General features: G+C 68.0%; 24 protein-coding genes. 6 read left to right on the top strand and 18 right to left on the bottom strand.

The features are described from left to right. Window positions 1-19: 19 nt before the first annotated feature. The 3 genes from nrdR to ACQHI0_RS18400 form a co-directional block, all read right to left on the bottom strand. Complete coding sequence (gene nrdR / locus ACQHI0_RS18390; protein WP_101466624.1) at window positions 20-493, bottom strand: transcriptional regulator NrdR; 474 nt, start codon at window positions 491-493, stop codon at window positions 20-22. Window positions 494-550: 57 nt separating this feature from the next. Continuing rightward, on the bottom strand, window positions 551-1,744 hold the full coding sequence (locus ACQHI0_RS18395; RefSeq protein WP_427903105.1) for a hypothetical protein: 1,194 nt from the start codon (window positions 1,742-1,744) through the stop codon (window positions 551-553). A gap of 193 nt (window positions 1,745-1,937) precedes the next feature. Continuing rightward, entirely contained in the window at window positions 1,938-2,624 is a 687-nt protein-coding gene (locus tag ACQHI0_RS18400) for a hypothetical protein (RefSeq protein WP_427903106.1), read from the bottom strand. A gap of 308 nt (window positions 2,625-2,932) precedes the next feature. On the opposite strand from ACQHI0_RS18400, the gene lexA reads away from it, so the two are divergent. Further along, on the top strand, window positions 2,933-3,571 hold the full coding sequence (lexA, locus tag ACQHI0_RS18405) for a transcriptional repressor LexA (protein WP_266295581.1): 639 nt from the start codon (window positions 2,933-2,935) through the stop codon (window positions 3,569-3,571). Here the strand turns inward: lexA and ACQHI0_RS18410 are convergent. The 7 genes from ACQHI0_RS18410 to ACQHI0_RS18440 form a co-directional block, all read right to left on the bottom strand. Then, the gene (locus ACQHI0_RS18410; protein WP_427903107.1) at window positions 3,568-4,314 is read right to left on the bottom strand and encodes a pirin family protein; all 747 of its coding nucleotides are present in this window, start codon (window positions 4,312-4,314) and stop codon (window positions 3,568-3,570) included. The genes lexA and ACQHI0_RS18410 overlap by 4 nt on opposite strands. Window positions 4,315-4,424: 110 nt before the next feature. Beyond that, window positions 4,425-5,288, bottom strand: coding sequence for a lysophospholipid acyltransferase family protein (locus ACQHI0_RS18415; protein WP_427903108.1), 864 nt, complete (start codon window positions 5,286-5,288; stop codon window positions 4,425-4,427). A gap of 127 nt (window positions 5,289-5,415) precedes the next feature. Further along, window positions 5,416-6,849 carry a GTPase HflX gene (hflX, locus tag ACQHI0_RS18420; protein WP_427909207.1) on the bottom strand — a complete coding sequence of 478 codons (1,434 nt, stop codon included), beginning with the start codon at window positions 6,847-6,849 and terminating at the stop codon, window positions 5,416-5,418. Window positions 6,850-7,021: 172 nt separating this feature from the next. Further along, complete coding sequence (gene dapF / locus ACQHI0_RS18425) at window positions 7,022-7,903, bottom strand: diaminopimelate epimerase (protein ID WP_427909208.1); 882 nt, start codon at window positions 7,901-7,903, stop codon at window positions 7,022-7,024. A 44-nt stretch (window positions 7,904-7,947) separates the two neighbouring features. Beyond that, window positions 7,948-8,784, bottom strand: a complete 837-nt coding sequence (locus ACQHI0_RS18430; protein ID WP_427903109.1) for a TrmH family RNA methyltransferase — start codon at window positions 8,782-8,784, stop codon at window positions 7,948-7,950. After that, window positions 8,781-9,719, bottom strand: a complete 939-nt coding sequence (gene miaA / locus ACQHI0_RS18435; RefSeq protein WP_427903110.1) for a tRNA (adenosine(37)-N6)-dimethylallyltransferase MiaA — start codon at window positions 9,717-9,719, stop codon at window positions 8,781-8,783. The genes ACQHI0_RS18430 and miaA overlap by 4 nt, the downstream gene beginning before the upstream one ends. Before the next feature lie 3 nt (window positions 9,720-9,722). Further along, window positions 9,723-10,484, bottom strand: coding sequence for a hypothetical protein (locus ACQHI0_RS18440; protein WP_427903111.1), 762 nt, complete (start codon window positions 10,482-10,484; stop codon window positions 9,723-9,725). 263 nt (window positions 10,485-10,747) lie between these two features. Between ACQHI0_RS18440 and ACQHI0_RS18445 the strand changes: the two genes are divergently transcribed. Further along, window positions 10,748-12,127: a DUF349 domain-containing protein gene (locus tag ACQHI0_RS18445; RefSeq protein ID WP_427903112.1), complete on the top strand. Its 1,380-nt coding sequence runs from the start codon at window positions 10,748-10,750 to the stop codon at window positions 12,125-12,127. A gap of 58 nt (window positions 12,128-12,185) precedes the next feature. Here the strand turns inward: ACQHI0_RS18445 and ACQHI0_RS18450 are convergent, their stop codons facing one another. Continuing rightward, window positions 12,186-12,785: a hypothetical protein gene (locus ACQHI0_RS18450; RefSeq protein ID WP_427903113.1), complete on the bottom strand. Its 600-nt coding sequence runs from the start codon at window positions 12,783-12,785 to the stop codon at window positions 12,186-12,188. Between the two features lie 83 nt (window positions 12,786-12,868). Beyond that, window positions 12,869-14,374: a tRNA (N6-isopentenyl adenosine(37)-C2)-methylthiotransferase MiaB gene (miaB, locus tag ACQHI0_RS18455; protein ID WP_427909209.1), complete on the bottom strand. Its 1,506-nt coding sequence runs from the start codon at window positions 14,372-14,374 to the stop codon at window positions 12,869-12,871. Between the two features lie 292 nt (window positions 14,375-14,666). Here miaB and ACQHI0_RS18460 point away from each other — a divergent pair, with 292 nt between their 5' ends. The 4 genes from ACQHI0_RS18460 to ACQHI0_RS18475 all read left to right on the top strand — a co-directional run bounded on the left by ACQHI0_RS18460 (window position 14,667) and on the right by ACQHI0_RS18475 (window position 17,915). Beyond that, window positions 14,667-15,395 carry an amino acid ABC transporter ATP-binding protein gene (locus ACQHI0_RS18460; RefSeq protein ID WP_427909210.1) on the top strand — a complete coding sequence of 243 codons (729 nt, stop codon included), beginning with the start codon at window positions 14,667-14,669 and terminating at the stop codon, window positions 15,393-15,395. A 36-nt stretch (window positions 15,396-15,431) separates the two neighbouring features. Continuing rightward, the gene (locus tag ACQHI0_RS18465; RefSeq protein WP_427903114.1) at window positions 15,432-16,268 is read left to right on the top strand and encodes a glutamate ABC transporter substrate-binding protein; all 837 of its coding nucleotides are present in this window, start codon (window positions 15,432-15,434) and stop codon (window positions 16,266-16,268) included. Window positions 16,269-16,356: 88 nt separating this feature from the next. After that, window positions 16,357-17,028, top strand: coding sequence for an amino acid ABC transporter permease (locus tag ACQHI0_RS18470; RefSeq protein WP_427903115.1), 672 nt, complete (start codon window positions 16,357-16,359; stop codon window positions 17,026-17,028). Further along, window positions 17,025-17,915 carry an amino acid ABC transporter permease gene (locus tag ACQHI0_RS18475; protein ID WP_427903116.1) on the top strand — a complete coding sequence of 297 codons (891 nt, stop codon included), beginning with the start codon at window positions 17,025-17,027 and terminating at the stop codon, window positions 17,913-17,915. Before ACQHI0_RS18470 ends, ACQHI0_RS18475 begins: the two co-directional genes overlap by 4 nt. Window positions 17,916-17,973: 58 nt before the next feature. On the opposite strand, the gene ACQHI0_RS18480 is transcribed toward ACQHI0_RS18475, so the two are convergent. From ACQHI0_RS18480 to ACQHI0_RS18505, 6 genes are all read right to left on the bottom strand, one after another. Continuing rightward, window positions 17,974-19,737: an oleate hydratase gene (locus tag ACQHI0_RS18480; RefSeq protein ID WP_427903117.1), complete on the bottom strand. Its 1,764-nt coding sequence runs from the start codon at window positions 19,735-19,737 to the stop codon at window positions 17,974-17,976. A 37-nt stretch (window positions 19,738-19,774) separates the two neighbouring features. Then, window positions 19,775-20,635, bottom strand: coding sequence for a 3-hydroxyacyl-CoA dehydrogenase (locus tag ACQHI0_RS18485; protein WP_427903118.1), 861 nt, complete (start codon window positions 20,633-20,635; stop codon window positions 19,775-19,777). 173 nt (window positions 20,636-20,808) lie between these two features. After that, window positions 20,809-21,789, bottom strand: coding sequence for a glycine betaine ABC transporter substrate-binding protein (locus tag ACQHI0_RS18490; protein ID WP_427903119.1), 981 nt, complete (start codon window positions 21,787-21,789; stop codon window positions 20,809-20,811). After that, window positions 21,786-22,559 (bottom strand): ABC transporter permease, encoded by a 774-nt coding sequence (locus ACQHI0_RS18495; RefSeq protein WP_427909211.1) that lies wholly within the window; start codon window positions 22,557-22,559, stop codon window positions 21,786-21,788. The genes ACQHI0_RS18490 and ACQHI0_RS18495 overlap by 4 nt, the downstream gene beginning before the upstream one ends. 145 nt (window positions 22,560-22,704) lie before the next feature. Next, entirely contained in the window at window positions 22,705-23,874 is a 1,170-nt protein-coding gene (locus ACQHI0_RS18500; protein WP_427903120.1) for an ABC transporter ATP-binding protein, read from the bottom strand. Further along, window positions 23,867-24,517, bottom strand: a complete 651-nt coding sequence (locus ACQHI0_RS18505; protein ID WP_427909212.1) for an ABC transporter permease — start codon at window positions 24,515-24,517, stop codon at window positions 23,867-23,869. Before ACQHI0_RS18505 ends, ACQHI0_RS18500 begins: the two co-directional genes overlap by 8 nt. Between the last annotated feature and the right edge of the window lie 28 nt (window positions 24,518-24,545).

Consider the following 24,545-nt stretch of genomic DNA (forward strand, 5'->3'; position numbering starts at 1 on the left):
GCCGATGTCGCGCCGGAGCTCAGTCGGTCGCGGCGACAGCCGCAGCCGCGCGGGCCGCGCGCATCTCGGTGATCTCACGTTCGAAATCAGCTGCGCTGGTGAAGGATCGGTAGACCGAGGCGAAGCGCAGATAGGCCACTTCGTCGAGGTCGCGCAGCGGGCCGAGGATGGCGAGGCCGACCTCATGGCTCGGTACCTCGGGAGAACCCTTGGCACGCACCGCGTCTTCGACCTGCTGGGCGAGCAGGTTCAGGGCGTCGTCGTCGACTTCACGGCCCTGGCAGGCCCGGCGGACACCGACAATCACCTTCTCGCGACTGAACGGCTCGGTCACGCCACTGCGCTTGACCACCGACAAGATCGCGGTCTCGACCGTGGTGAACCGGCGCCCACAGCTCGGGCAGGAACGACGGCGACGGATCGCGGTGCCCTCCTCGGCTTCCCGCGAGTCGACGACGCGCGAGTCGGGGTGTCGGCAGTACGGGCAATGCATCCGAGGGTTCCTTCGTCGATGCGCATTTCTATTCCATGGCTCTTGACAGGATACCGCTCAGGATGGCACAACCTGCCACTGCGTGGTCAGGTCCGTGATGATGTCAGGTAAGCGGGCAAGCATCCGGCCACGGTCGAGCTTGGCGGCGAACGGCTCGCGATACACCGCCGATGCACGGGCCGTGGCGGTGGCGAGCTCGAGATGACGCGGCAGCAGGTCGGCGGCGATGTAGTCCCAGCGGGTGTCGCGGTCGGCCCAGTTGAACGCGGGCAGCGGCATCCGCAACCCCAGCGGGCTCCCGGCGGCGATCGGCGACCACACCGTGACCGGGGCATACACACCGGGCGCGCGCGTGCCGGGGACGGCGGGCTTGCCCGCGACCGTCGTCACGTAGGTGAGCACCCTGCCCATCCCGTCGCGGCCACTCGCCGTCACATCCCACTGGTCGGCGATGATCTCGTTCTGTTCCCGATCGGCCATGGCGGTCAGCGCGTCGGCGCGACCCGCTTCGGTGCCGCCGTCGATCCCCCGCCACGCCGCCAGCATGCCGTCGCCGATCAGGCCTGCCGCGTGCAGTTCGTCGATGCCTGCCATTCCGTGCGCGAGATAGGCCTCGTGCATCGGAACCAGGTCGATGAAGATGTGCTTCTGCATGATCATCAGTCGCGTCTGGTACCAGACCAGATCGGCGGCGGTCAGGCGTGGACCGAGGGTGGCCAGGCCGGTGATATCGGACGGGACGCCGGTGAGCAGTTCCGGCGGGGTGGCGCGAAGCAGGTCGGCGACGGTATTGCCGAGCTGGTGGATGCCACCGAGGGAGACAACGGAGCCGACATCGCCGACGTCGAAGAAGCCCGCGGCGAAGGAGGCACCGGCGATGCCCGCCATGCCTGCCCAGTAGAGATCGGCGCGGGCGGCGGCGAGCCGGAAATAGTTCACGTACACCAGGCTGAAGGTGGCGGAGTTGGCCGCGACGCCACGCTCGGGCGCCCAGGTCTCGAGGTCGATCGCGGCGTTCCCGGTGGCGACGACGAGCCAATACTGGTGCAGCAGCGTCGCATACCGCGCCGGGTCGATGCCGTCGGCCCGCGCCTGGGTGAGTGCGTCGCGCAGGGGTGGCTCGGCCAGCGGCAGCATCGGGTGCAAGCCGCCACCGTATTCGCCGTCACCGTTGAGCGAAGGCAGATCGAGGTATTCGGTGTAAGTCGGAACCGCGTGCGCGGCGGGCGCCAGCAAGGCACTGAGCACCACACTGAGCAGTAGAGCGAACGAGCAGCGCCGCACCGAGACCTCGCATCCGGGTTCGACCAGGGCCCCCGCCCCGATTCAGGATGGTCGCCACCGTAGCAACGTGTTCTAGTTCAGGGGTGTGATTCGTCGATACCGACGATCTTGCACGCTGCCGAATCCTCCCCGAAGACCTATCCGCGCAGCTGTTTTCGACTCATCGACCCGACGTGAACCGCGCGTCGGACGGCACCCCCGCCTGCTCCGAAATCCCGGGCACCGTCGAGTCGACGTGGTCGACGAAACTTCCCGCGCGCACGTGCGCCAGCCCGAGGAAGGCGACGACGATCAGCGCGGTCACCAGCGCCGTCACGGCCAGCGCGGCGAACCCGGCCTTGGCCTGTTCGACTCGGCGCAGCGGATGCGCACCCTCGGCACGGCCGGTGCGCACGGGACCGCGCGCGTAGAGCGAGAGTTCGCTGCGCGGCGCGCGGTGCTGTGGGCTGCGATCCGCCGACGGGCGGGCGATCTCGCGGGTGCGACGCGCCGGTTCGCTGCGCGGCACGGTGGCGAAGGCGAGATCGAGTTCGGCGTCGGTGAGTTCGATGCGGCGCGGTGCCCACACGAGATCGGTGGACGGGTTGTTCACGGGCGCACTCAACACGCCGGATCGGACGGTACTGCGGGTGACATCCGCGGGCGGCGTGGCGACCGGACGTGGCGGGGCAGAGTGCGCGGCCGACGACGTGTCGACCGTCCGTGATTCGTCGCTCGCGGGAGGGGATGCAGTCGGCCGGACCAAGGCGAAAGGTCGTGGGGCGCGGGCGGTCCGGCGCCGGCGGAGCGGCGGCTCCGTGGCCGCGGTGGGGTCGAAGGAACGCAGGGCGCTGGTTGCTGTGCTCATCGGAAGAACCTCCGGGGGTGGTGTGCTCCGCTGCTGAGAGAAAGTACTGGTGAGGCGGCGATGCCTCCCGCTGTTCGAACACCTGTGCGACGAACTGATGTTCGATTTCTACCAGATCCCGGCGCCGCTGTCAGCACGAAACGCCCGACATGCTCGAACAGATGTTTGATAGTTCGGCGTGGCACGACTAGCCTCGAGAGAGCGAATTCGACAACTCAGAAGGGCGGGACACGGTGACCCACACAGACGACACGGGTGACGAAAGCGGCACCGGCACCGTCACATCGGGATCCGGAACGGATCTCACCGTGCGTCAGCGCACGGTCCTCGATGTCATCCGGTCCTCGGTGACCGAACGGGGCTATCCGCCCAGCATCCGTGAGATCGGCGACGCGGTCGGTCTCACCTCCACCTCCTCGGTGGCTCACCAACTGCGCGCCCTCGAACGCAAGGGCTATCTACGCCGCGATCCGAATCGGCCGCGCGCGGTGAATGTCCGCGGGCTCGACGAGGCGGTCCGCTCGGTCACCACGCTGCCCCAGCAGACCGATGAGGTCGACCCGAGCCGCCCGACACCGACGTTCGTCCCGGTCCTCGGCCGGATCGCCGCCGGTGGGCCGATTCTGGCCGAGCAGGCCGTGGAAGACGTGTTCCCACTGCCGCGCGAGCTCGTCGGCGAGGGTTCACTGTTCCTGCTCAAGGTGGTCGGCCAGTCGATGGTCGACGCGGCCATCTGCGACGGCGACTTCGTCGTGGTCCGTCAGCAGAACGTCGCCGAGGGTGGCGACATCGTCGCCGCGATGATCGACGGCGAGGCCACCGTGAAGACCTTCAAGCGCAGCGGCAAGGACGTGTGGCTGATGCCGCACAACCCGCACTTCGAGCCGATCCCTGGCAACGACGCGCAAATCCTGGGCAAGGTCGTCACCGTCATCCGCAAGGTCTAGCGGCGCGCGGTCGCGGTCATCTCCCAGATCAGCAGCTCGGCGGCGGTCACCGCGATCATGCGGTGACCGCCCGTCGCTGTCAGGCGCACGGCATCGCCCTGCTCCAGGGTGCCCAAGCCCTCGTAGTCGACGGTGCCACGGGCGAGGAAAACGTGACCGTAGGGCGCGTCGGGGACGGTGATCGCCTGACCCGGATCCAGTCGCGCGACGTGAAATGCCGCGTCGCGGTTGCCGATGCCGATCGCCGCCTCGCCCCGATGGCGCGGCATGCCCGATGCCACCGGTACCAGCGTGTTGCGGGCGAGTTCACCCTCGATGTCGAGTTCCTGGTAGCTCGGGGCGAGGCCCGTGATGTCCGGCGGGATCCACATCTGCACGACGTGCAGGCGCTGCTTCTCCCGGTACCCGGCGCCGTTGCGCTCCGAATGCAGGATCCCCGTACCGGCGCTCATCCGCTGCGCGAGGCCTGGATGGATCAGACCCGCGTTGCCGGTCGAATCCTGGTGCACCACAGTGCCTTCCAGAACCCAGGTGAGGATCTCGGTGTCGCGGTGCTGATGGGTGTCGAAACCCTCGCCGGGGTCGACGATGTCCTCGTTGTGCACGAGCAGCAGTCCGTGCGCGTAGTCCTCGAGCACGAAGTTGCCGGTGGCGGGGAACGACTGTCGTGAATCGAGCCATTCGTTGCGCCAGCGCCTGCGGTCGGTGCCGCGAACAACCTGCAGCTGCTCCGTCACGGTCATCGTCACCCTCTCATTATCCGGACCCTAGTCCGTATAACTGGGTAACGAGATCGGCGCCGCGGGCATTCCGTGCGTGCCCCGGCGCCGATCAGCCGATCAGCGGGTTCCGGTCACCAGGGCAGCACGGTGCGCAGGCGGCCGACCAGGGTGCGCCCGGTATCGCGTTCGCGTTCGTTGAACAGGAACTGCAGTTCTTCCTCGAGACCCTTGCGCACCACATCGCGCAGATCGGCGGACGCACCGTCGATGTCGTCGGCGTCCATCCACGGCGCGGGGTCGATCGGCGCGCCCGCCGAGAAGTAGAAGCGTTCCGGGCGGGGCAACGGGGTCGGACCGACGCCCTTGACCAGCGGCGGACTGAGCTCGGGATTGATCCCGAGCAGTCGGCACGTCCAGCGCAGCGGGGACATCACCGGGTGCTGACCGTCGAAGACGATGTCGTAGGCATCGTCGATGCCGATCATCGCCAGCGGCACGATCGGCACGCCCGCCTGGATCGCCATCCGCGCGAAACCGGTGCGGCCGTCCCACTTGAGCTCGTACTTCTCGCCCTTGCGGCGGATCGCCTCACGGCCACCACCGGGGAACACCACCACCGCTTCCCCGCGCTCGAGCAACGCCAGGCAGTTCGATCGCGTCCCACGCACCGCACCGAAGTGATGCAGGAAATCCCGCACGCCGGGCACCATCAGCACATGCTCGGCCAGGCCGCGCACCAGCCTGCCGCGCTCGCGCAGGATCGCCGGCATGATCAACGGTGCGTCGATCCCGCCGAGCAGATTGTGGTTGGCCACGATCAGCACCGGCCCTTCGGCCGGAATGTTGTCCAGGCCGTAGAACTTCGGGCTGGTCCACATCCGCACCGGCGCGAACAGCGCCTCGAACGCGCGGATATCCCATTCACTCGGCGCCGGGTTCAACGGCGCGCCATCCGAAAGAACAGGGGCGCCCTCCGCGCCCTTGTTCTTCCTCACAATTTCCGTACCTTGATGGTCGTTCGACATAACACCCTCCTGCTGTCGATATTCGACCATAGCGTTCGAAAATCCCTGTGTCGCATCGACATTTGTCCGCAACCGGCGGGCAAATCAGCGAAAAAGATCAGCTGACCGCCGGCTCGGCCGGACCGGAGTGGGCGTACTCGGACAGTGCCGCCGCCAAGGCGTGCGGCACGCGCGCGCGAACCCGGGTGCCACCCTCCTCGTGGTCGGCGGTGACGATCCGGCCGTCGGCGTGGATCCGGGCCAGCAGGTCGCCGCGGCTGTAGGGCAGCAGCACGCTGATGTCGACATCGAGTCCGCCGAGCACCTCGGAGAGCCGCTCGCGCAACTCCTCCACGCCGGCACCGGTCTGCGCGGAGACGAAGGCCGCGTTCGGCAGCATGCCGCGCAACCGGGTGAGCTCGTTCGGGTCGGCGGCGTCGATCTTGTTGACCACCAGCAGTTCCGGCGGCGCCTGCGTGCCCTGCTCCTTGATCACATCGGTGATCACCTCGCGCACCGCCCTGATCTGTTCGAGCGGCAGCGGGTCGGCGCCGTCGACGACGTGCAGCAGCAGGTCGGCGCCGGTGACCTCTTCGAGGGTGGAGCGGAAGGCCTCGACCAGCTGGGTCGGCAGGTGCCGGACGAAGCCGACGGTGTCGGTGAACACCATCTCGCGGCCGTCGTCGAGCGCGGCCCGCCGGGTGGTCGGGTCGAGGGTGGCGAACAGCGCGTCCTGCACGAGCAGGCCCGCGCCGGTGAGCGAGTTCATCAGGCTGGACTTGCCCGCGTTGGTGTAGCCGACGATCGCGATCGACGGCACGCCGCTCTCGCTGCGGCGGGCGCGCATGGTGTCGCGCGCGGTCTTCATCTCACGGATCTCGCGGCGGAGTTTGGCCATCCGCTCGCGGATCCGACGGCGGTCGGTTTCGATCTTGGTCTCACCGGGACCACGGGTGCCGACGCCACCGCTGGCGCCACCCGCCCGGCCACCGGCCTGACGTGACATCGACTCACCCCAACCGCGCAGGCGGGGCAGCATGTACTCCATCTGCGCCAGCGCGACCTGGGCCTTGCCCTCGCGGGAGGTGGCGTGCTGGGCGAAGATATCGAGGATCAGCGCGGTGCGGTCGATGACCTTCACCTTCACGACCTTCTCCAGCGCGGTGAGCTGCGCGGGGGTGAGTTCACCGTCGCAGATCACGGTGTCGGCGCCGGTATCGAGGACGACCGTGCGCAGCTCTTCGGCCTTGCCGGAACCGATATAGGTGGCCGGGTCTGGCTTGTCGCGGCGCTGGATCAGCGCTTCGAGGACCTCCGAGCCCGCGGTTTCGGCGAGCGCGGCCAGTTCGACCATGCTCGCGTCGGCCTGGGTGGAACTGCCGGTGGTCCAGACACCGACCAGCACCACGCGCTCGAGGCGCAGCTGGCGGTATTCGACCTCGGTGATGTCGGTGAGCTCGGTGGACAACCCGGCGACGCGGCGCAGCGAGGAGCGCTCGTCGAGCTGCATCTCACCCCTGGTCGGTTCGGCCGCCCAACCAGGCTGTTTCATGCGGGCCGCGTGGCGGGCCAGCGCATCGTCGACGTCACCGCGCTCGGCGGCGACGTCGGGATCGGCCGCACTGGTGTGCTCGGCCGATGTGGATTCTGTGGGCTCTACTGGTTTCGTCATACGTTCTCCATGCTGCCACGTCCGGGTGACAGCGTGCACGCGGTTATCGGTGCTACTGGGCGTCCCACCACTGCCGCGTCAGAATTCCCGAGGCCAGGAGCACCGACGGACCGCGCAACCAGGCGCGTCCGCCGGCGAAGGTCACCCGTACCTGCCCGCCGGGCACCCGCACCGTCACCTCGCCGGATTCGGTGCTGACCGCCACGCCCGCCGCGGTCAACGCGGCGGCCGCCGCGGCGACGGTTCCGGTTCCGCAGGAACGGGTTTCGCCGACACCACGTTCGTACACGCGCATGTCGACGGCGTTGTCGGCGTCGAGTGCGGTGAGGATCTCGACGTTCACACCGTGCGGGAAGAGGTCGGGGTCGAAACCGGGCGACACGCTCAGGTCCAGCTTGGCGAGCGCGTCGACGGTCAGGCCCTCGTCGACGCAGGCCAGGTGCGGATTGCCGACATCGATGCCGACTCCGGCCAGCGCCCAGCCGGCCAGCGTGGCGGTGGAGGGGCCGAGTTCGCGCACGACTCCCATGTCCACGGTGACTTCGCCCTCGGTGGGGCCTGCCGAGTGCACGACCACCGGACGGGCGCCCGCACGACTGCCGACGACGTACTCGGTGCGGGTTTCCAGGCCCGTGGAGTTGAGGTAGTGGGCGAAGACCCTGGTCCCGTTGCCGCACATCTCCGCGATCGAACCGTCGGCATTGCGGTAGTCCATGAACCAGTCGTCCGCACCGACACCTGCCGGTAGCGCGTCCAGCACACCGGTGCCGAGCAGCGCACCGGCCTTCGCCACGCGCAGCACACCGTCGGCGCCGAGCCCTCGCTGCCGGTCACACAGCGCGGCGACGCGGTCGGCGGTCAGATCGAGGCGCACCTCGAGGTCGGGCAGCACCACGAAGTCGTTCTGGGTGCCGTGGCCCTTGCTGAATTCGATGTCGGACACGTCCGCCATTCTCCTCTGCGCCGCGATCGGGTGTACTACCGGGCGAACGTGCGACGCTGCCTGGCGATCTCGTAGAGGCTGATCGCGCCCGCCGACGGTGCGCCGAGCGAACTCGCGGTGCCGCCCATCGGGATGGTGACCAGGTCGTCGCAGGCGTCGGCCCAGGCCGAGCTCATCCCGGTGGTCTCGTTGCCGACGACCAGGATCGTGGCCTCGGTGAAGTCGTGGTCGTAGATGGTGCCCGGCGCGTGTTCGTCGGTGCCGACGACGCGGGTGGGGATGCCGCGAGCCACCTGGCGGTCCCGGAATTCGAGCACCTGGCCGGGGCCCGCCGCGCGCAGGACCGGCAGGGCGAACAGGGATCCGGTCGAGGCGCGCACGGCCTGCGGGTCGAACTGGTCGGCGCCGTGGCCGGTGACGATCACCCCGGACGCGCCGAAGGCGTCGGCCGAGCGGATCAGGGTGCCGAGATTGCCGGGTGAGTTCGGACGGTCGAACACGACGACGATCGGCGCGTCCTCCCCTGGTTCGCCGGGCTCGTAGTCGGCCAGGTCGGGCTGCTGCGATACCGCGACCGCCACGATCTCCGGCGCGCTCGCCGTCTTCTCGCCCAGCTCGGCCATGAGCTCGGGGACCAGGCCGACCTGCGGCACGTCGGCGGTGTCGAGGACCTCGCGCGCCCAACTCGACAGTTCTGGGCCGCCGAGCCGGTAGAGCAGCGTTTCCAGGGGCCAGTCGTTGGCCAGCGCCTGGGTGATCGGGCGCACGCCCTGCACGAGGAACCGGCCGTCACGGGACCGTTTGCTCCGGTTGTTGAGGTACGCCTCCCACACCTGTACCGAGGCGTTGCGGGTACTCACTCGTCGCGTCACTGCGCTGTTCGTCCTGTCTGTTCGGTGTTCGCTGCGCGGAGCTTGCCCAGCGCGGTCGCGGCGAGCTCGGGATCGGCGCCGTCGACCCAGGACACCCTGGGGTCGCGGCGGAACCACGACCGCTGTCTTCGCACGTATCGGCGGGTGCCGATCAGGGTGCGTTCGCGGGCGTGGTCGAGGTCGTACTCGCCGTCGAGGTAGGCCAGCACCTGGGCGTAGCCGATGGCGCGGCGGGCGGTCTGGCCCTCACGCAGGCCGACGTCGCGGAGGCCGCGGACCTCGTCGACCAGACCGGTGTCGAACATCAGGGCGGTGCGCGTTTCGATGCGGGCGTCCAGGGCGGCGGTCTCGCGGTCGACGCCGAGGATCGCGGTGTTCCAGCGTGGGGTGCCGATGGTCGGAGCCGAGGCGGCGAACGGGCGGCCGGTCAGTTCGACCACCTCGAGCGCGCGCACCATGCGTCGGCCGTCGGTGGCCAGGATGGTGGCTGCGGCGACCGGGTCGGCCTGCCGCAGGGCGGCGTGCAGCGCCACCACACCACCCTCGGCGAGCACTGCTTCCCAGCGAGCGCGCACCGCGGGGTCGGTGGCGGGAAAATCCCACTCGTCGAGCAGGGCCTGCACGTACATCATCGAGCCGCCCACGATGACCGGGGTTTTCCCGCGCGCCATGATGTCGTCGACGAGGGCGCAGGCCGAGCTCTGGTAGGCGGCGACGCTCGCGGTCTCGGTGACATCCAGGACGTCGAGAAGATGGTGCGCGATGCCCCGGCGCTGGTCGGGCGGCAGTTTCGCGGTGCCGACATCCATCCCGCGATAGAGCTGCATCGCGTCGATATTGACGATCTCGCCGTCGAGTTCCTGTGCCAGGTCGAGTGCGAGGTCGGACTTGCCGGTGGCGGTGGGACCGACGACCGCGATCGGTCTAGTCGACACTGGTCACCTTCCTGTCCCTGGTTGCCACACGCTCACGTCGTAGCCGACGCCGAAAGGTGCGTCTTGGTACAGCGTACGTACCTGCGGATCGACCGGATCAGCAGCGAACAGACCGCCGAGCACCTGGTAGGCGGCCCGCCCGTCGACGAGCAGCGCGGCGCACAGGTCCGGCTCCAGCGCGGCCAACCCGGCCCGCGAACCCGAGCGCAAGGCGGCGTCGAGATCGTGCTGAACCATGGGGGCCCGTTCGTCGAGATAGCCCGGCGCCTTGACCGTAAGGGTTGCGGCACCGTCCGCCACGACAAGCACCCCGTACGGCTCCCGCTCGCTGTCGAGCTCGGCGCGCAATGCCCGTCCTGCCTCGGAGCAAGCGGCGGCCGTGGCGTCGGCGGCGAACAGCCGTGCCCGCACCGAGATCCCCGGCGCGACCTGCTCCCGCAACCATCCGGCGATCAGCACCGGGAGGGGAAGCTGGGCGTCTGCTGGACCGGGCTCCGCACCTGCCGGACCGAGCCCGACGACGACATCGGCACCGAACCCACGAAACGTCCCCCTGGTCGCGCAACCGTAGATCCGGTCATGGCTGCCGACCCCGACGACGATCCATCGATCGGCGGTCGCGGCGAGGGTGGCCGCGGCGGCGAGGGCGGCGGTACGCAGCACCACGATCGGATCGTCGGGATCGCTGCCGGACACCGGGACTCGCCCACACAGTTCGGGCACCAGCATCGGCGGCGACGGGACCAGGGCCGCAATCGAGAACACGCGGTAACCGTAGCCGCAGCGCGCACGCGAGCCCGCATCCGGCGCGGCACAGGCGTGCGGCGGTCTGCGAGTGTCCGGCGTCGGGATGCTCGCCGAGATTGCTAGTGTTTTCAGGTGCGACTACCCACGTCGTCCGGGACGAAATCCCAGGAAATCCGCTTTTCGATCCTCCGGATCGATAGTTTCCGCGGCTCGAACCGGGTTCAATGGGATGTGCTAGGGCGTAACCAGGCAGCCGTGACGCGCGGCAGGGACGGAGAGCAATGACCGACAGCAACGGAACCGCGAAGCCCACCCCAGGTCCGGCCCCGCGACCCTCCGGTACCCCCAAGCCCGGCGGGAATGCTCCGCGTCCGCCGAAACCGCATGCCGTGAAACCGGCGCCGGGCCCCGACCAGCCGCATCCGCACGCCGTGATCGTGCCGAGCGCCACCGACCCGGGCAAGTGGGGTCGCGTCGACGAGGACGGCACGGCCTGGGTGCGAACCTCCGAGGGCGAACGGATCGTCGGCTCCTGGCAGGCGGGCGACGCCGCCGAGGGCCTCGAACACTTCGGCCGCCGCTTCGACGATCTCGCGACCGAGGTCGCCCTGCTCGAGGCCAGGCTGGCCGCGGGCGCCGATGCCCGCAAGACCAAGGCCGCCGCGCTGGCACTGGCCGAGACGCTGCCGACCGCGGCTGTGATCGGCGATCTGGACGGCCTCGCGGCCCGGCTGCAGGCGATCACCGAACACTCCGAGGAAGCCGCCGCGCACGCCAAGGAGGAGAAGGACCGCGCCCGCCACGAGCACACCGAGCGCAAGGAAGCCCTCGCCGCCGAGGCCGAGCAGATCGCCGCCGAGTCCACCCAGTGGAAGGCCGCGGGCGACCGGCTGCGCGAGATCCTCGACGAGTGGAAGTCGATCCGCGGTGTCGATCGCAAGGTCGACGACGCGCTGTGGAAGCGCTACTCCAAGGCCCGCGAGGCGTTCAACCGCCGTCGCGGCGCCCACTTCGCCGACCTCGACCGCGAGCGCGCCACCGCCAAGACGCGCAAGGAAGAGCTGTGCGTGCGCGCCGAGGAACTGGCCGACTCGACGGACTGGACCGGCACGGCCGCGGTGTTCCGCGACCTGCTCTCGGAGTGGAAGGCCGCGGGCCGCGCACCGCGCGAGGCCGACGAGTCGCTGTGGCGACGGTTCAAGAGCGCCCAGGACGTGTTCTTCGCCGCGCGCAACGCCGCCGTCTCCGAGCGCGACGCCGAGTTCGACCACAACGCCACCGCCAAGCTGGAACTCCTCGCTGCCTACGAGCACATCGACCCGGCCAACGGCGTCGACGCCGCCCGCAACGCGCTGCGCGAGCTGCAGGACAAGTGGGACGCCATCGGCAAGGTCCCGCGCGAACGCATGCAGGAACTGGAAGCCAAGCTGCGCGCCATCGAGAAGCGGGTCCGCGACGCCGCCGATCAGCAGTGGCGCCGCTCCGACCCCGAGGCTGTCGCGCGGGCCGCGCAGTTCCGCGAGCGGGTCGCCCAGTTCGAGGAGCAGGCCGCCAAGGCCACCGCGGCGGGCAAGAAGCGCGACGCGGAGAAGGCACTCGAGCAGGCCAAGCAGTGGCGCGAATGGGCCGAGGCGGCAGAAGGCGCCGTCAGCAATTTGTGAGTGAGAAGCGAACGAAACCCCCGACCGCTACGGTCGGGGGTTTCGTTGTCTCCCAAGACTATTCGCCGGTGAGGCGCTTGCGGTCGCGGTCTTCGGCTTCGCGGGCCGCAGTGCGACGCTGCTCTTCGGCGGCGAGTTGCACGGCGGTCCGGCTCCAGACGACGCGGACCCAGTGGAAGGTGAGGACCATGATCGCGAGGGTGCCGAGGATCAGGCCGATCCCGGGGCCTGCGCCCTGGTAGTTGCCGAGGCCGGGGGTCTGGCGGTGCCAGATCGAGAGGACGCCGAACACCGAGCCGACGGCCGAGCCCGCGCAGGCGATCCAGGCCAGCACCCAGCGACGGGTGGTCAGCGCCAGCAGCGAGAAGCCGACACCGAAGACGATGACCAGCCACACGAAGATGCGCGAGGGCAGGCCGATGTGTTCGACGCCCGCGGCGTCGGTGTTGAGCAGGATGTCGAAGCCGCGCGCGGTGCCCGCGGTCGGCAGGACCAGCGAGATCAGCAGTGCGAAGACCGCACCCGCTACCACCAGCGCCCGCGCGCCGGGGTCGATCTCACCGGCGATGCGGCGTTCGACGGCGTCGAGTTCACCGCGGAATTGTTCGAAGTCCTGGTCGTTGCGCGCCGGGTTCACCGCGTGTCCGCTCCTGTCCACAGGCTGATCGTTGGCGGGTCCCACTGTGCCATCACCGGAATCGTCGTTCGCATCCGACCCACTACGACCAGTAGTAGAGCCGCTCACGACGAGCAGCCCGTCGAACAGCCGCTCTCGACCGTCTCGACCACCGGTGCGCCGATCCGGGGCAGCCCGAGTCCCACCCCGATCGGCGCGGTCTTGGGCGTGATGCCACGTTCGTGTGCGTCACCGGCGGCGGTGCGCCGATGCGACTTCACCGCGCTGTCGGCGATCAGGTGGTGCGGGGCCGCCTCGGTGATGTCGACGGTGACGACATCACCAGGACGGATACCGGTCACGTCACCGGGACGGAAATGCACCAGCCGACCGTCGCGCGCGCGTCCGCTCATCCGCGCGGTCACCGCGTTCTTCTTGCCCGCGCCCTCGGCGACGAGCAGTTCCACCTCGGTACCGATGAGTGCCTTGTTGTTCTCCCAGGAGATCTGGTCCTGCAGCGCGATCAGCCGCTCGAAACGTTCCTGCACGACCGCCTTCGGCAGCTGATCGGGCAGCTCGGCGGCCGGGGTGCCGGGACGCTTGGAGTACTGGAAGGTGTACGCGCTGGTGAAGCGGGCGCGGCGAACCACGTCGAGGGTCTCGAGGAAATCATCCTCGGTCTCGCCGGGGAAGCCCACGATGATGTCGGTGGTGATCGACGCGTGCGGCATCGCGGCGCGCACCTTGTCGATGATGCCGAGGAAACGCTCCTTGCGGTAGGAGCGGCGCATCGCCTTGAGCACCCGATCCGAACCCGATTGCAGCGGCATGTGCAGCTGCGGGCAGACGTTCGGGGTGGCCGCCATCGCCTCGATGACGTCGTCGGTGAACTCCGCGGGATGCGGTGAGGTGAACCGGACGCGTTCGAGGCCCTCGATCTGTCCGGTCGCGCGCAGCAGCTGCGCGAAGGCGCCCCGGTCGCGCGGCTGCTCGGGGTCGACGAAGTTCACGCCGTAGGAGTTCACGTTCTGACCGAGCAGCGTCACTTCCAGGACTCCCTGGTCGACCAGTGCCTGCACCTCGGCGAGCACATCGCCGGGGCGGCGGTCCACTTCCTTGCCGCGCAGCGAGGGCACGATGCAGAACGTGCAGGTGTTGTTGCAGCCCACCGAGATCGACACCCAGCCCGCGTACGCCGACTCGCGCTTGGCGGGCAGGGTCGAGGGGAACGCCTCGAGTGATTCGAGGATCTCCACCTGGGCTTCGTCGTTGTGGCGGGCCCGCTCGAGCAGCACCGGCAGCGAGCCGATGTTGTGGGTGCCGAACACGACGTCGACCCAGGGCGCCTTGCGTACGACGGTCTCGCGGTCCTTCTGCGCCAGACAGCCGCCGACGGCGATCTGCATGCCCGGGCGACCCTGCTTGACCGGGACCAGCTGACCGAGCGTGCCGTAGAGCTTGTTGTCCGCGTTCTCGCGCACCGCGCAGGTGTTGAACACCATCAGATCGGGCGTCTCCCCGGTGGCGGCCTTGGTATAGCCCGCGTCCTCGAGCAGCCCGGACAGGCGTTCGGAGTCGTGCACGTTCATCTGGCAGCCGAATGTGCGAACCTCATAGCTGCGTTGCGTCACGGAGCTGCGCTGCGTCGCGCCCTCAGTCGCGTCCTGAACTGTCGAATCCACCCGTCCAGGGTACGGGCAGCCCTGACTGTGACGCGCGTCACGGTTGCGTTCGCGTGATAATACGCAAAGGTAACGGGCAGCCGCCGGGTTACCAGCAGGTGTCGTTTCGGCGTGCCGTCACGGCATGTCTTCGAAAGCCGGGCAATTCTCCAGATTGGACATAAGGTTTCTCACCATGACCGACGACGCCGCACCCGCGACCGGGACCGCCGACGCCGCAGCCGCTGTCGCTGCTCCGCCGATGATCTCGATGCGCAGCGTGGAAAAACACTTCGGTGATCTCCATGTCCTGCGCGATATCCACCTCGAAGTGCCCCGTGGGCAGGTCGTGATCGTCCTGGGCCCGTCGGGTTCGGGGAAATCGACCTTGTGCCGCACCATCAATCGCCTCGAACCGATCGACTCCGGTGACATCGCCATCGACGGCATCGCACTGCCCGCCGAGGGCAAGGCGCTGGCCGCGCTTCGCGCCGATGTCGGCATGGTATTCCAGTCGTTCAATCTGTTCGCGCACAAGACCATCCTCGAGAACGTCATGCTGGCGCCGACGAAGGTGCGCGGAAAGAAGAAGGACGAGGCGCGCAAGCACGCCATGTCCCTGCTCGAGCGGGTCGGCATCGCCAACCAGGCCGACAAGTACCCGGCTCAGCTCTCGGGTGGTCAGCAGCAGCGAGTGGCCATCGCGCGCTCGCTGGCGATGGACCCCAAGGTGATGCTGTTCGACGAGCCGACCTCGGCCCTGGACCCCGAGATGGTCAACGAGGTGCTCGACGTGATGGTGGCACTGGCCAAGGAAGGCATGACCATGCTCGTGGTCACCCACGAGATGGGCTTCGCGCGCCGGGCGGGCGACCGCGTGCTGTTCATGGCCGACGGCGAGATCGTCGAAGACTCCGCGCCCGAAACATTCTTCACCGCACCGAAATCCGACCGCGCCCGGGACTTCCTCGGCAAGATTCTCAGTCACTGACTCGCAGCACCATTTGTCACAAGGAGAAGGAAACCCATGAGGATCAATCGTGCGATGCGCGTCGGAATCGGCGCAGCGGCACTGGCATTGGCAGTCACCGTCACCGCGGGTTGTGGTGGCGGTAGCGACAAGTCGGCTCTGGAGAACGCCAAGGACGGCAAGCTGACCGTCGGCATCAAGTTCGACCAGCCTGGTCTCGGCCTGCGCAATACCGACGGCACCTACAGCGGCCTCGATGTCGACGTCGCCAAGTACGTCGCCGACAAGCTCGGGGTGAAGCCGGAGAACGTCACCTTCAAGGAAGCGCCGTCGGCGCAGCGCGAGACGCTGATCGAGAACGGCCAGGTCGACCTCGTCGTGGCCACCTACTCGATCAACGACAAGCGCAAGGAGAAGGTCGATTTCGCCGGCCCGTACTACATCGCGGGCCAGGATCTGCTGGTGCCCGCCGCCAACACCGACATCACCGGCCCCGATTCGCTGGCGGGCAAGAAGGTCTGCTCGGTGAAGGGCTCCACCCCGGCCCAGAACATCGAGAAGAACTACCCGCAGGCGCAGCTGCAGACCTACGACACCTACTCGCTGTGCATCGAGGCGATGCGCAGTGGCGCGATCGACGCGGTCACCACCGACAACGTGATCCTCGCCGGCTACGCGGCGCAGTCGCCGGGCACCTTCAAGCTGGTGAACAAGACCTTCACCACCGAGAAGTACGGCGTCGGCCTGAAGAAGGGCGATACCGAGCTTCGGGGCAAGGTCAACGACGCCATCCAGGCGATGATCGATGACGGTTCGTGGAAGGCCGCGCAGGAGAAGAACTTCGCGGGAACCGGTTTCGCGGTTCCCGCGCCGCCGACCGTCGACCGCTACTGATCGACCACCGCGTCGGTGACCTGGTCTTCCTGGTCACCGACGCGGTGTTGCCCTGCTGGCCTTCACACCGATCGGAGGACGCGCGTCCGTGTTCGACCTGATCTCGACGTATCAATCCCGAATCTTCGATGCGTTCTGGGTAACAATCAAACTCACCTTCTTCTCGGCGATCGGTTCGCTCATCATCGGTACCGTCGTCGCCGGCATGCGCGTGTCGCCGATCCCGGTCGCGCGATGGGTCGGCGCGGCGTATGTGTCCGTATTCCGCAACACCCCGCTCACGCTGATCCTGGTGTTCACCTCGATCGGTCTCTATACCACCCTGGGGTGGACACTGGGCAGCGGTGACATCAAGGTCATCAACTACCGGTGGGCCATCATCGGCCTCAGCATCTACACCGCGGCCTTCGTGTGCGAATCGCTGCGCTCGGGCATCAACACTGTCGCGCTCGGCCAGTCCGAAGCAGGGCGATCACTGGGCTTCGGGTTCGCACAGAACCTCCGGTTGATCGTGCTGCCCCAGGCGTTTCGCGCCGTGATCGCGCCCCTGGGCAGTGTGCTGATCGCGCTGACCAAGAACTCCACCGTCGCCTCGGTCATCGGCGTGGTCGAAGCGGCGTACCTGATGAACGACATGATCGAGAGCGAGGCCGCGCTGCTCACCATCGGGGCGATCTTCGCGCTCGGCTTCGTCATCCTCACCCTGCCCACCGGCCTGTTCTTCGGCTGGCTGGCCAAGCGTTACGAGGTGGCACGATGAGCAGCGCTTCGGTTCTCTTCGACGCTCCCGGGCCCCGCGCGCGGCTGCGTCACAACCTGTACTCGGTCCTTGTCGTGGTCGCGCTGGTCGGCGGTGGCTGGTGGCTCTACGACGCGTTCGCCGAGAAAGACCAGTTCACGGCGGCCAAGTGGGAACCGTTCCTCGAGTCCGAGGTCTGGGAAACCTATATCCTGCCCGGCTTGGAAGGCACGCTCACCGCTGCCGTCATCTCGATCATCGGCTCGGTGATCTTCGGCATGATCTTCGGGATCCTGCGCCTGTCCGATCACGCGTGGGTGCGCGGTGTCGCGGGCACGATCGTGGAGCTCGCCCGGGCGATCCCCGTGCTGATCTTGATGATCTTCCTGTTCGCGATCTTCGCCGACTACGACCTGTTCCCGTCCGATCAGCTCGCGCTGGCCGCGGTAGTCATCGCGCTGATCATCTACAACTCCGCGGTCATCGCCGAGATCGTGCGAGCAGGCATCAAGTCGCTGCCCAAAGGCCAGACCGAAGCCGCCGTCGCACTCGGTCTGCGCAAGAACCAGCTGATGCGGCTGATCCTGCTGCCGCAAGCCGTGACCGCGATGCTGCCTGCGCTGGTGTCGCAGATGGTCGTTGTCCTCAAGGACACCGCGCTGGGCTACCAGATCACCTTTGTGGAGCTGGTGCGGTCCGGTGCGCAGATCGGCGCATCGTTCTCGAACCCGATCCCCGCGCTGATCGTCGTCGCGGTGATCATGATCTCGCTCAACATGGCGCTGAGTTTCCTGGCCACCACCCTCGAAAAGCGGCTGCGGTCGCGGAAGAAGAGCGGTGGCGCGGTGCTGGCCGCCGATTCGATCCTCACCGACGCCGCGCCGGGCGTCGACATCACCAAGAAGTAGGCGCGCACACGACGAGCGGGGCCCGGTCCGATCGGATCGGGCCCCGCTCGTTGTCTCCCTAGTCGCCGATGAGGCCGAATTCGCGCAGCAGCGGCCCGATCTCGGTGTCGTCCAGCTTCTTCAGCAGGCGATCACGGACGAATTCCGGGCCGGGCAGGCTCACCTCCTCGCCGTCGCGCAATCGGCTCGTCGCCGCCAGGAGCGCCCGGATGTCGTAGGTCGAGCCGAAGACCTCCGGCACTCCCCGCTCGACACCGAGCAGCGTGTAGGCCGCCTCCATGCCGGTGCGCACCGAGTACTCGGTGGTGAAGATACAGTCGCGGGTGGTCTCCGCGAACTGGCCGATGAAGGCGAAGTTCACCGCGCCCGCGGGCACCACGTCCGGCCGGTCGCCGGCCTGACGTGGCATGAAGAACGCGGTCACGTACGGCATCATCACCGGCACGCACGTCGCCGCGTCGGCAGCCATCTCCGGGATCTCGGCCTCGGGCACCCCGAGGTGGTACAGCCATTCCTGGGTGATCTCCGCGCCGGTGCAGTCCTGCATCGACTTCTTCACGAAATCGCCGGGACGGTCGACGAACAGCGCGTACACCCACACCACGATCTGGTCGGCGGGCTGCTGCTTGAAGTGCGGCTGCCGGTTCACCGTCCAGCTCATCAGCCAGGACGAGTCCTTCGCCGTCACGATGCCGCCGGTGACCACTTTGCCGCTGAACGGGTCACGCTTACAGATCTTCTGGATGTAGCGGGGAATCCGCTCGTCGAGAGTGGTGACCGTGGCCGACTCCCACTTGGTCTGCTGAATGTGACCACCGAAGACCTCGGGATGACCGAACGCGGGGTCCTTGGCGGCGATCCGCCGCCACAGATCCCAGGCCGGCGCCGGGCCCTCGTCGAGCACGGCCGGGGTGTGCTGGTCGCCCTCGTTCGAGTTCTCGGTGAGCGAACCGATGGTGACGAACAGCAGATCGCCGGCGGTCAGGTCGACCCCGCCGTCGACGCCCTCGGACACCCAGTGCAGCCGGGTGGCCTGCTTGCGCGGCCCGCTGATGTCGAAGTCGACATCGGTGACCTCGGTGTCGAACCGGAACCGCACGCCCTGGTCGAGCAACCACCGATACAGCGGCAGCACCAGCGACTCGTACTGGTTGTACTTGGTGAACTTCAACGCGGAGAAGTCGGGCAGGCCACCGATGTGATGGATGAAACGGTGCAGGTACAGCTTCATCTCGAGCGCACTGTGCCACTGTTCGAACGCGAACATGGTGCGCCAGTACAGCCAGAAGTTGCTCGCCAGGAAATCCGGGCCGAACACCTCGTCGATGCGCTTGTTCTCCATGTGCTCGCGGGTGGCGAGGAACACCTTCACGATGTCTTTCTGCGCGCGATCGGTGAGGGTGAACAGGCCGTCGGTATGCGCGTCCTGACCGCGTTTCACCGTCGCCCGCTGCAAGGAGAAGTTCGGGTCGTCCTTGTTGAGCCAGTAGAACTCGTCGAGCACACTGGCACCCTCGATCTCCATCGACGGCACCGAACGGTAGAGATCCCACAGACATTCGAAGTGGTTCTCCATCTCGCGCCCGCCGCGGATGACGAAACCCTTCTTCGGTTCCTTGATCCCGTCGAGCGCGCCGCCCGGCAGCTTCAGCCGCTCCAGGACGGTGATCTTGTCCCCGGACATCTGCCCGTCCCTGATGAGGAACGCCGCACCCGAGAGGGAGGCAAGCCCGGCCCCCACGAACCAGGCCGATTTGCCTTCTACCCCTTCGGGTTTGCGTGGACGGGCGAACGCTTCGTAATTGCCACTGCTGTAGTACATCCGACTCCTCTGTCCGATCCAGCAAGGTCGAGCGGGACTAAGCGGTGTAGCGGTAGAACCCCTCTCCCGTGGCGGCGCCGAGCTTGCCCTTGTCGATGTAGTTCTCCTTCAGCCAGGCCGCGAGCTTCTTGTGGTCGTCGCTGCCGTTGACCAGGATGTTGTACGGGGTGGTCAGGCCGACGATGTCCAGGATCTGGAATGGGCCCATGGGCGCGCCGGTCGCGATGCGCCAGGTCTCGTCGACGGCGGCCGGTTCGGCGTATCCGCCCGCCGCGAGCTCGATTCCGGAGTTCAGGAACGGCACCAGCAGCGAGTTGAGGACGTAGCCCGCCTTCTCCTTGTGCAATTCGATCGGCACCATGCCGATCGCCTTCGCGAACTCGACCACCGCACCGAATACCGCCGGATCGGTCTGCTCGGTGCCCATCACCTCGGCGGTGTTGAACTTCCACACGTGGTTGGCGAAGTGCAGTGCCAGGAAACGATCGGGGCGCCCGGTGTAGTCGACGATGTCGCTGGGCAGCAGCGTCGAGGAGTTCGTCGCGAACACAGTGCGTTCGGGCGCGAGCGCACCGAGCTTGCCGTACAGGTCGCGCTTGATCGCGAGCACCTCCGGCACCGCCTCGATGACGAGATCCGCCTCGGCCGCCGCGGTGGCCAGGTCGGCGGTCAAGGTGATGCCCGCCGCGGTCGCCGCGGTGTTGCTCGCGTCGGCGCCTGCCACGTCCTGCTGGTACACGGTGGCGAGTCCGTCGAATCGGGTGCGCGCGGCGGTGAGCGCCGCGTCATCGATGTCGTAGGCGGTGACGTCGAACCCGTGGAACGCGGTCTGGAAGGCGATCTGGGATCCGAGCACCCCCGTTCCGAGGAGGGTCACCTTGCGGAATTCGATGGTCATGGGTCGGCCTCCCAGTCTGGACGCGGCCCCCACCGCTGCGCGTCGCGGTTTCCGGTTGTCTCTACCGCCGTCCATCATGGCCCGAGAAGCTGAGGCAGTGGTGTGAGCGACCCGCGCGTTCCGGACATCTCAGACAAGTCGCCGGTAACAGTTCGGCAAACCGCCGCGGTGGATCAGCCGGTGGTGACGAGGCCCTCCGCGACCATCCAGTCACGGGCGACGTCGGCGGGTTCGCGGCCGTCGATGTCGACCTGCCGGTTGAGTTCGGTGATCACCTCGTTGGTGAGGCGGGCCGAGATCGGGGCCATCACCTCCGTGACCTTCGGGTTGGCGTCGGCGAAGGCGCGGTGCATGACCAGGGAGGCGTTGTACTTCGGGAAGAACGCTTTGTCGTCTTCGAGGAGTACCAGTTCGAGGGCGGGGATGCGGCCGTCGGTGGCGGCGACCGAGCCGAAGCGGCACTGTTTCGCGTCGGCGGTGGCCTGGTAGACCAGGGCGTCCTGGACGATCTGGCGCTGCGCCTTGCCGAGGTCGATGCCGTAGGCGCCTGCCAGGCCGGGGTAGCCGTCCGGGCGCACGTTGAATTCCGTGCCGACGCAGGTGGCAGCCGCGCCGGGATCTTTCGCGAGGAGTTCCGCGTAGTCCGACAGCGTGCGTACCCCGGTCTCCTCGGCGGTGCCCTTGCTCGTGACGAGAGCGTAGGTGTTGTTCATCGGCGCCATCGCCGCCCAGACCATGTCGTGTTCGGCGAGGTCGGCGTCGCGGACCGCCTCGAACTGGGCGGCCTCGGTCGGGATCGGCTTCTCCTTGCCGAGGTAGTTGATCCAGCCGGTGCCGGTGTAGTCGTAGGCGATATCGATCTGGCCGTTCAGTTGCGCGTCCCGCAGGCTGTTGGAGCCCTGGATATTGGTCAGGTCACGCACCTGCGCACCCGCGGCGGTGAGTGCGAATTCGATCATGTAGCCGAGGATGTTGGCCTCGGTGAAGTCCTTGGAGCCCACTGTCACCGCGACGCCGTCGAGCTCGGGCACCGGTTGGATACTGCCCGGCCCCACGGGAAGTGGCACCGAACCACCCGACTGCAGACCGCAGCTCGCGAGTACCAGCACGCTCAGAACGGGGGCGAGCCCGCGCAGCAGTCCGATGCACCTCACCGCAACCCCCTCGGGCCGAGGAACTGTTCGGCCAGTGCGCCCAGCCAGTCGACGAACAGTGCCAGCGCCACCGCGAGGACCGCGCCGAGCGTCAGGGTCACGGTGTCGCGCAGTTTGTAGCCGGTGTCGATGAGAATGCCGAGTCCACCCGCGCTCACCATGAACGACAGGGTCGCCGTGCCGACGGCCAGCACCAGGGAGGTTCGCAAGCCCGCCAGAATGTAGGGCACGGCGAGCGGGAACTCGATGCGGCGCAGGACGAGTCCGGCCGACATGCCCTGTCCCCGGCCCGCGTCGATCAGGTCGGGGTCGACCTGCTGGTAGCCCAGGATGGTGTTGCGCAGCACCGGCAGCAGCGCGGTGACCGCGATCGGTGCGACACCCACCCAGAACCCGGTGGTGCGAGTGACCAGATAGCACAGCACGATCAGGCCGATCGCGGGCGCCGACGCCCCGATATTGGCGATGCCGACGAAAAGCGGTGCGAGACGGCGGAATCGGTGCCGGGTGAGCAAGGTGCCGAGCGGCACCGCCACCGCGACGACGATGAGCACCACGGCTGCCGTGATCAGGATGTGCTGCCAGGTCACCTGGGCGACATTGCTCACGCTGATACTGGCCTGCTGCGTGACGGTGAGATCGCGCCGGAACGCCCAGACGAGCACCCCGACGGTGAGGATCAGCACGATCACCGGCTGGGCCAGCAGGCGGAGGTATTCGGCACGCCGCTGGGCCGCGGGGGCAGCGGTGACTGCGGGGACGTCGACGATCGAACGCGAGGTAACCGAAACAGTATTCGTCACTGTGGAGCCCTCCGCCCCTGCTGAAGCCCTGCTGCCGAGGCAGGATCTCGAACTGCTCCGCCGCGGGGCATCGCGAGTTCGGGCGTGCTCGCGCCGCGATGCCGCTCGGTCATCATGCCGACGCCGATTCGGTTGCGGCGAGGTGGTTCACGAGGGTGTCGACGGTCACTGTTCCGGCGTAGGTGCCGGTGTTGTCGACGACGACCGCGGAGGCGGTGCGTTCGGTGAGCAGCGCGGCCAGTGCGTCTTGGAGGGTGGCGTCGGCGGGAAGGGTGGTGCCGATCGGGGTGCCGAGGTCACGCAGTGAATCCGCGTGGGCGAGTTCGTCTGTCGTCACTCGCCGGAGTGGGCGTCGTCGCGGGTCGAGCACGATGCCCCAGGTGCGATCCGCGTCGCGCAGGGCGGTGGTGAAGGCGGTGGGGGTGCTGTCGTCGGTGACGGTGACGCCGTGGTCCAGGTCGAGGTCGGCGAGGACGGCGAGGCCGAGGCGGTCGATGGTGGCGGTGGCGCCGACGAACCCGGCGACCGTCTCGTCGGCGGGGGCGGCCAGGATCGCGGCGGGGGTGTCGTACTGCAGGATGCGCGAGCGGTCCCCGAGGACGGCGATGCGGTCGCCCAGCTTCACGGCCTCACCGAAATCGTGGGTGACGAAGACGATGGTCTTGCCGAGTTCAGCTTGCAGGCGGAGCAATTCGTCCTGCAGGAGGGCACGGGTGATCGGGTCGACCGCGCCGAAGGGTTCGTCCATGAGCAGGACCGGCGGGTCGGCCGCCAGCGCCCTGGCCACACCGATGCGCTGCTGCTGTCCGCCGGAGAGTTGGCGCGGGTAGCGGTTGCGGTAGGTGTCGGGGTCGAGGCCGACGAGGGTGAGCATCTCGTCGGTGCGCTCGGCGGTGCGGCGGCGGTCCCAGCCGAGCAGGCCGGGCACCGTGGCGATGTTCTTGGCGACGGTCATGTGTGGGAACAGGCCGGCCTGCTGGATCGAATAGCCGATGCCGCGGCGCAATTCGTCGGCGTCGATCGCACTCGCGTCGCGGCCGCCGATGGTGACGGTGCCCGAGGTGGGTTCGATCAGCCGGTTGATCATCCGCATGGTGGTGGTCTTGCCGCAGCCGGACGGGCCGACCAGCACCACGATCTCCCCGGCCGGGATGGTCATGGAGACCTCGTCGACCGCGGGTTCGGGCTGTTCGGGATAGCGTTTGGTGACCCGGTCGAGGACGATCTCGACCCCGGAGACCGCGGCAGCGCCTGGCGCCTCGGTGGTTGCGATGTCAGTCACGAATTCCCCTCGGAATAGTGAGCCGTCCGAGCAGAACAAGGACGCCGTCGAGTGCGAGTGCGAGCACGACGATGAGGACGGTGCCGGTGAGCGCCTGCGGCACCGCGTTCGGGCTGCCGAGGCGGGAGAGCCCGGAGAAGATCACGTTGCCGAGGCCGGGGCCCTTCGCATAGGCCGCCAGCGCCAGGATGCCCATGATCATCTGGGTACTGACCCGCATGCCGGTGAGAATGGACGGCCAGGCAAGGGGCAGCTCGATCTTGGTCAGCAGCCGCAACCGGTTCATCCCGACACCGCGCGCGGCGTCGGTCACCGCCGGATCCACCGACGACAACCCGAGCACCGTATTCCGCAGAATCGGCAGCAGCGCGTACAGCACCAGGGCCACGATCGTCGGCCCGACACCGAGCCCGAGGAACGGAATCAGCAATCCGAGCAACGCGAACGAGGGCACCGTCAGAATCGCCCCCGCTGTCGCGGTCGCGGCCGCGGACCCGAGCGGACTCCGGTACACCAGCACCCCGAGCGCCACCGCGATCAGCGTTGCCAGCACCAACGATTGCACCACCGCCGACACATGCAGATACGAATCGACCAGCAACTGCTCCCGCCGGTTCACCACGAACGACCACAACGCGTCCAGGGTCCACCTCCCCGTCGTTCGGCGGCCG

Origin of the sequence: Nocardia sp. FBN12 (genome assembly GCF_050320175.1) — a bacterium.
Taxonomy (GTDB): Bacteria; Actinomycetota; Actinomycetes; order Mycobacteriales; family Mycobacteriaceae; genus Nocardia.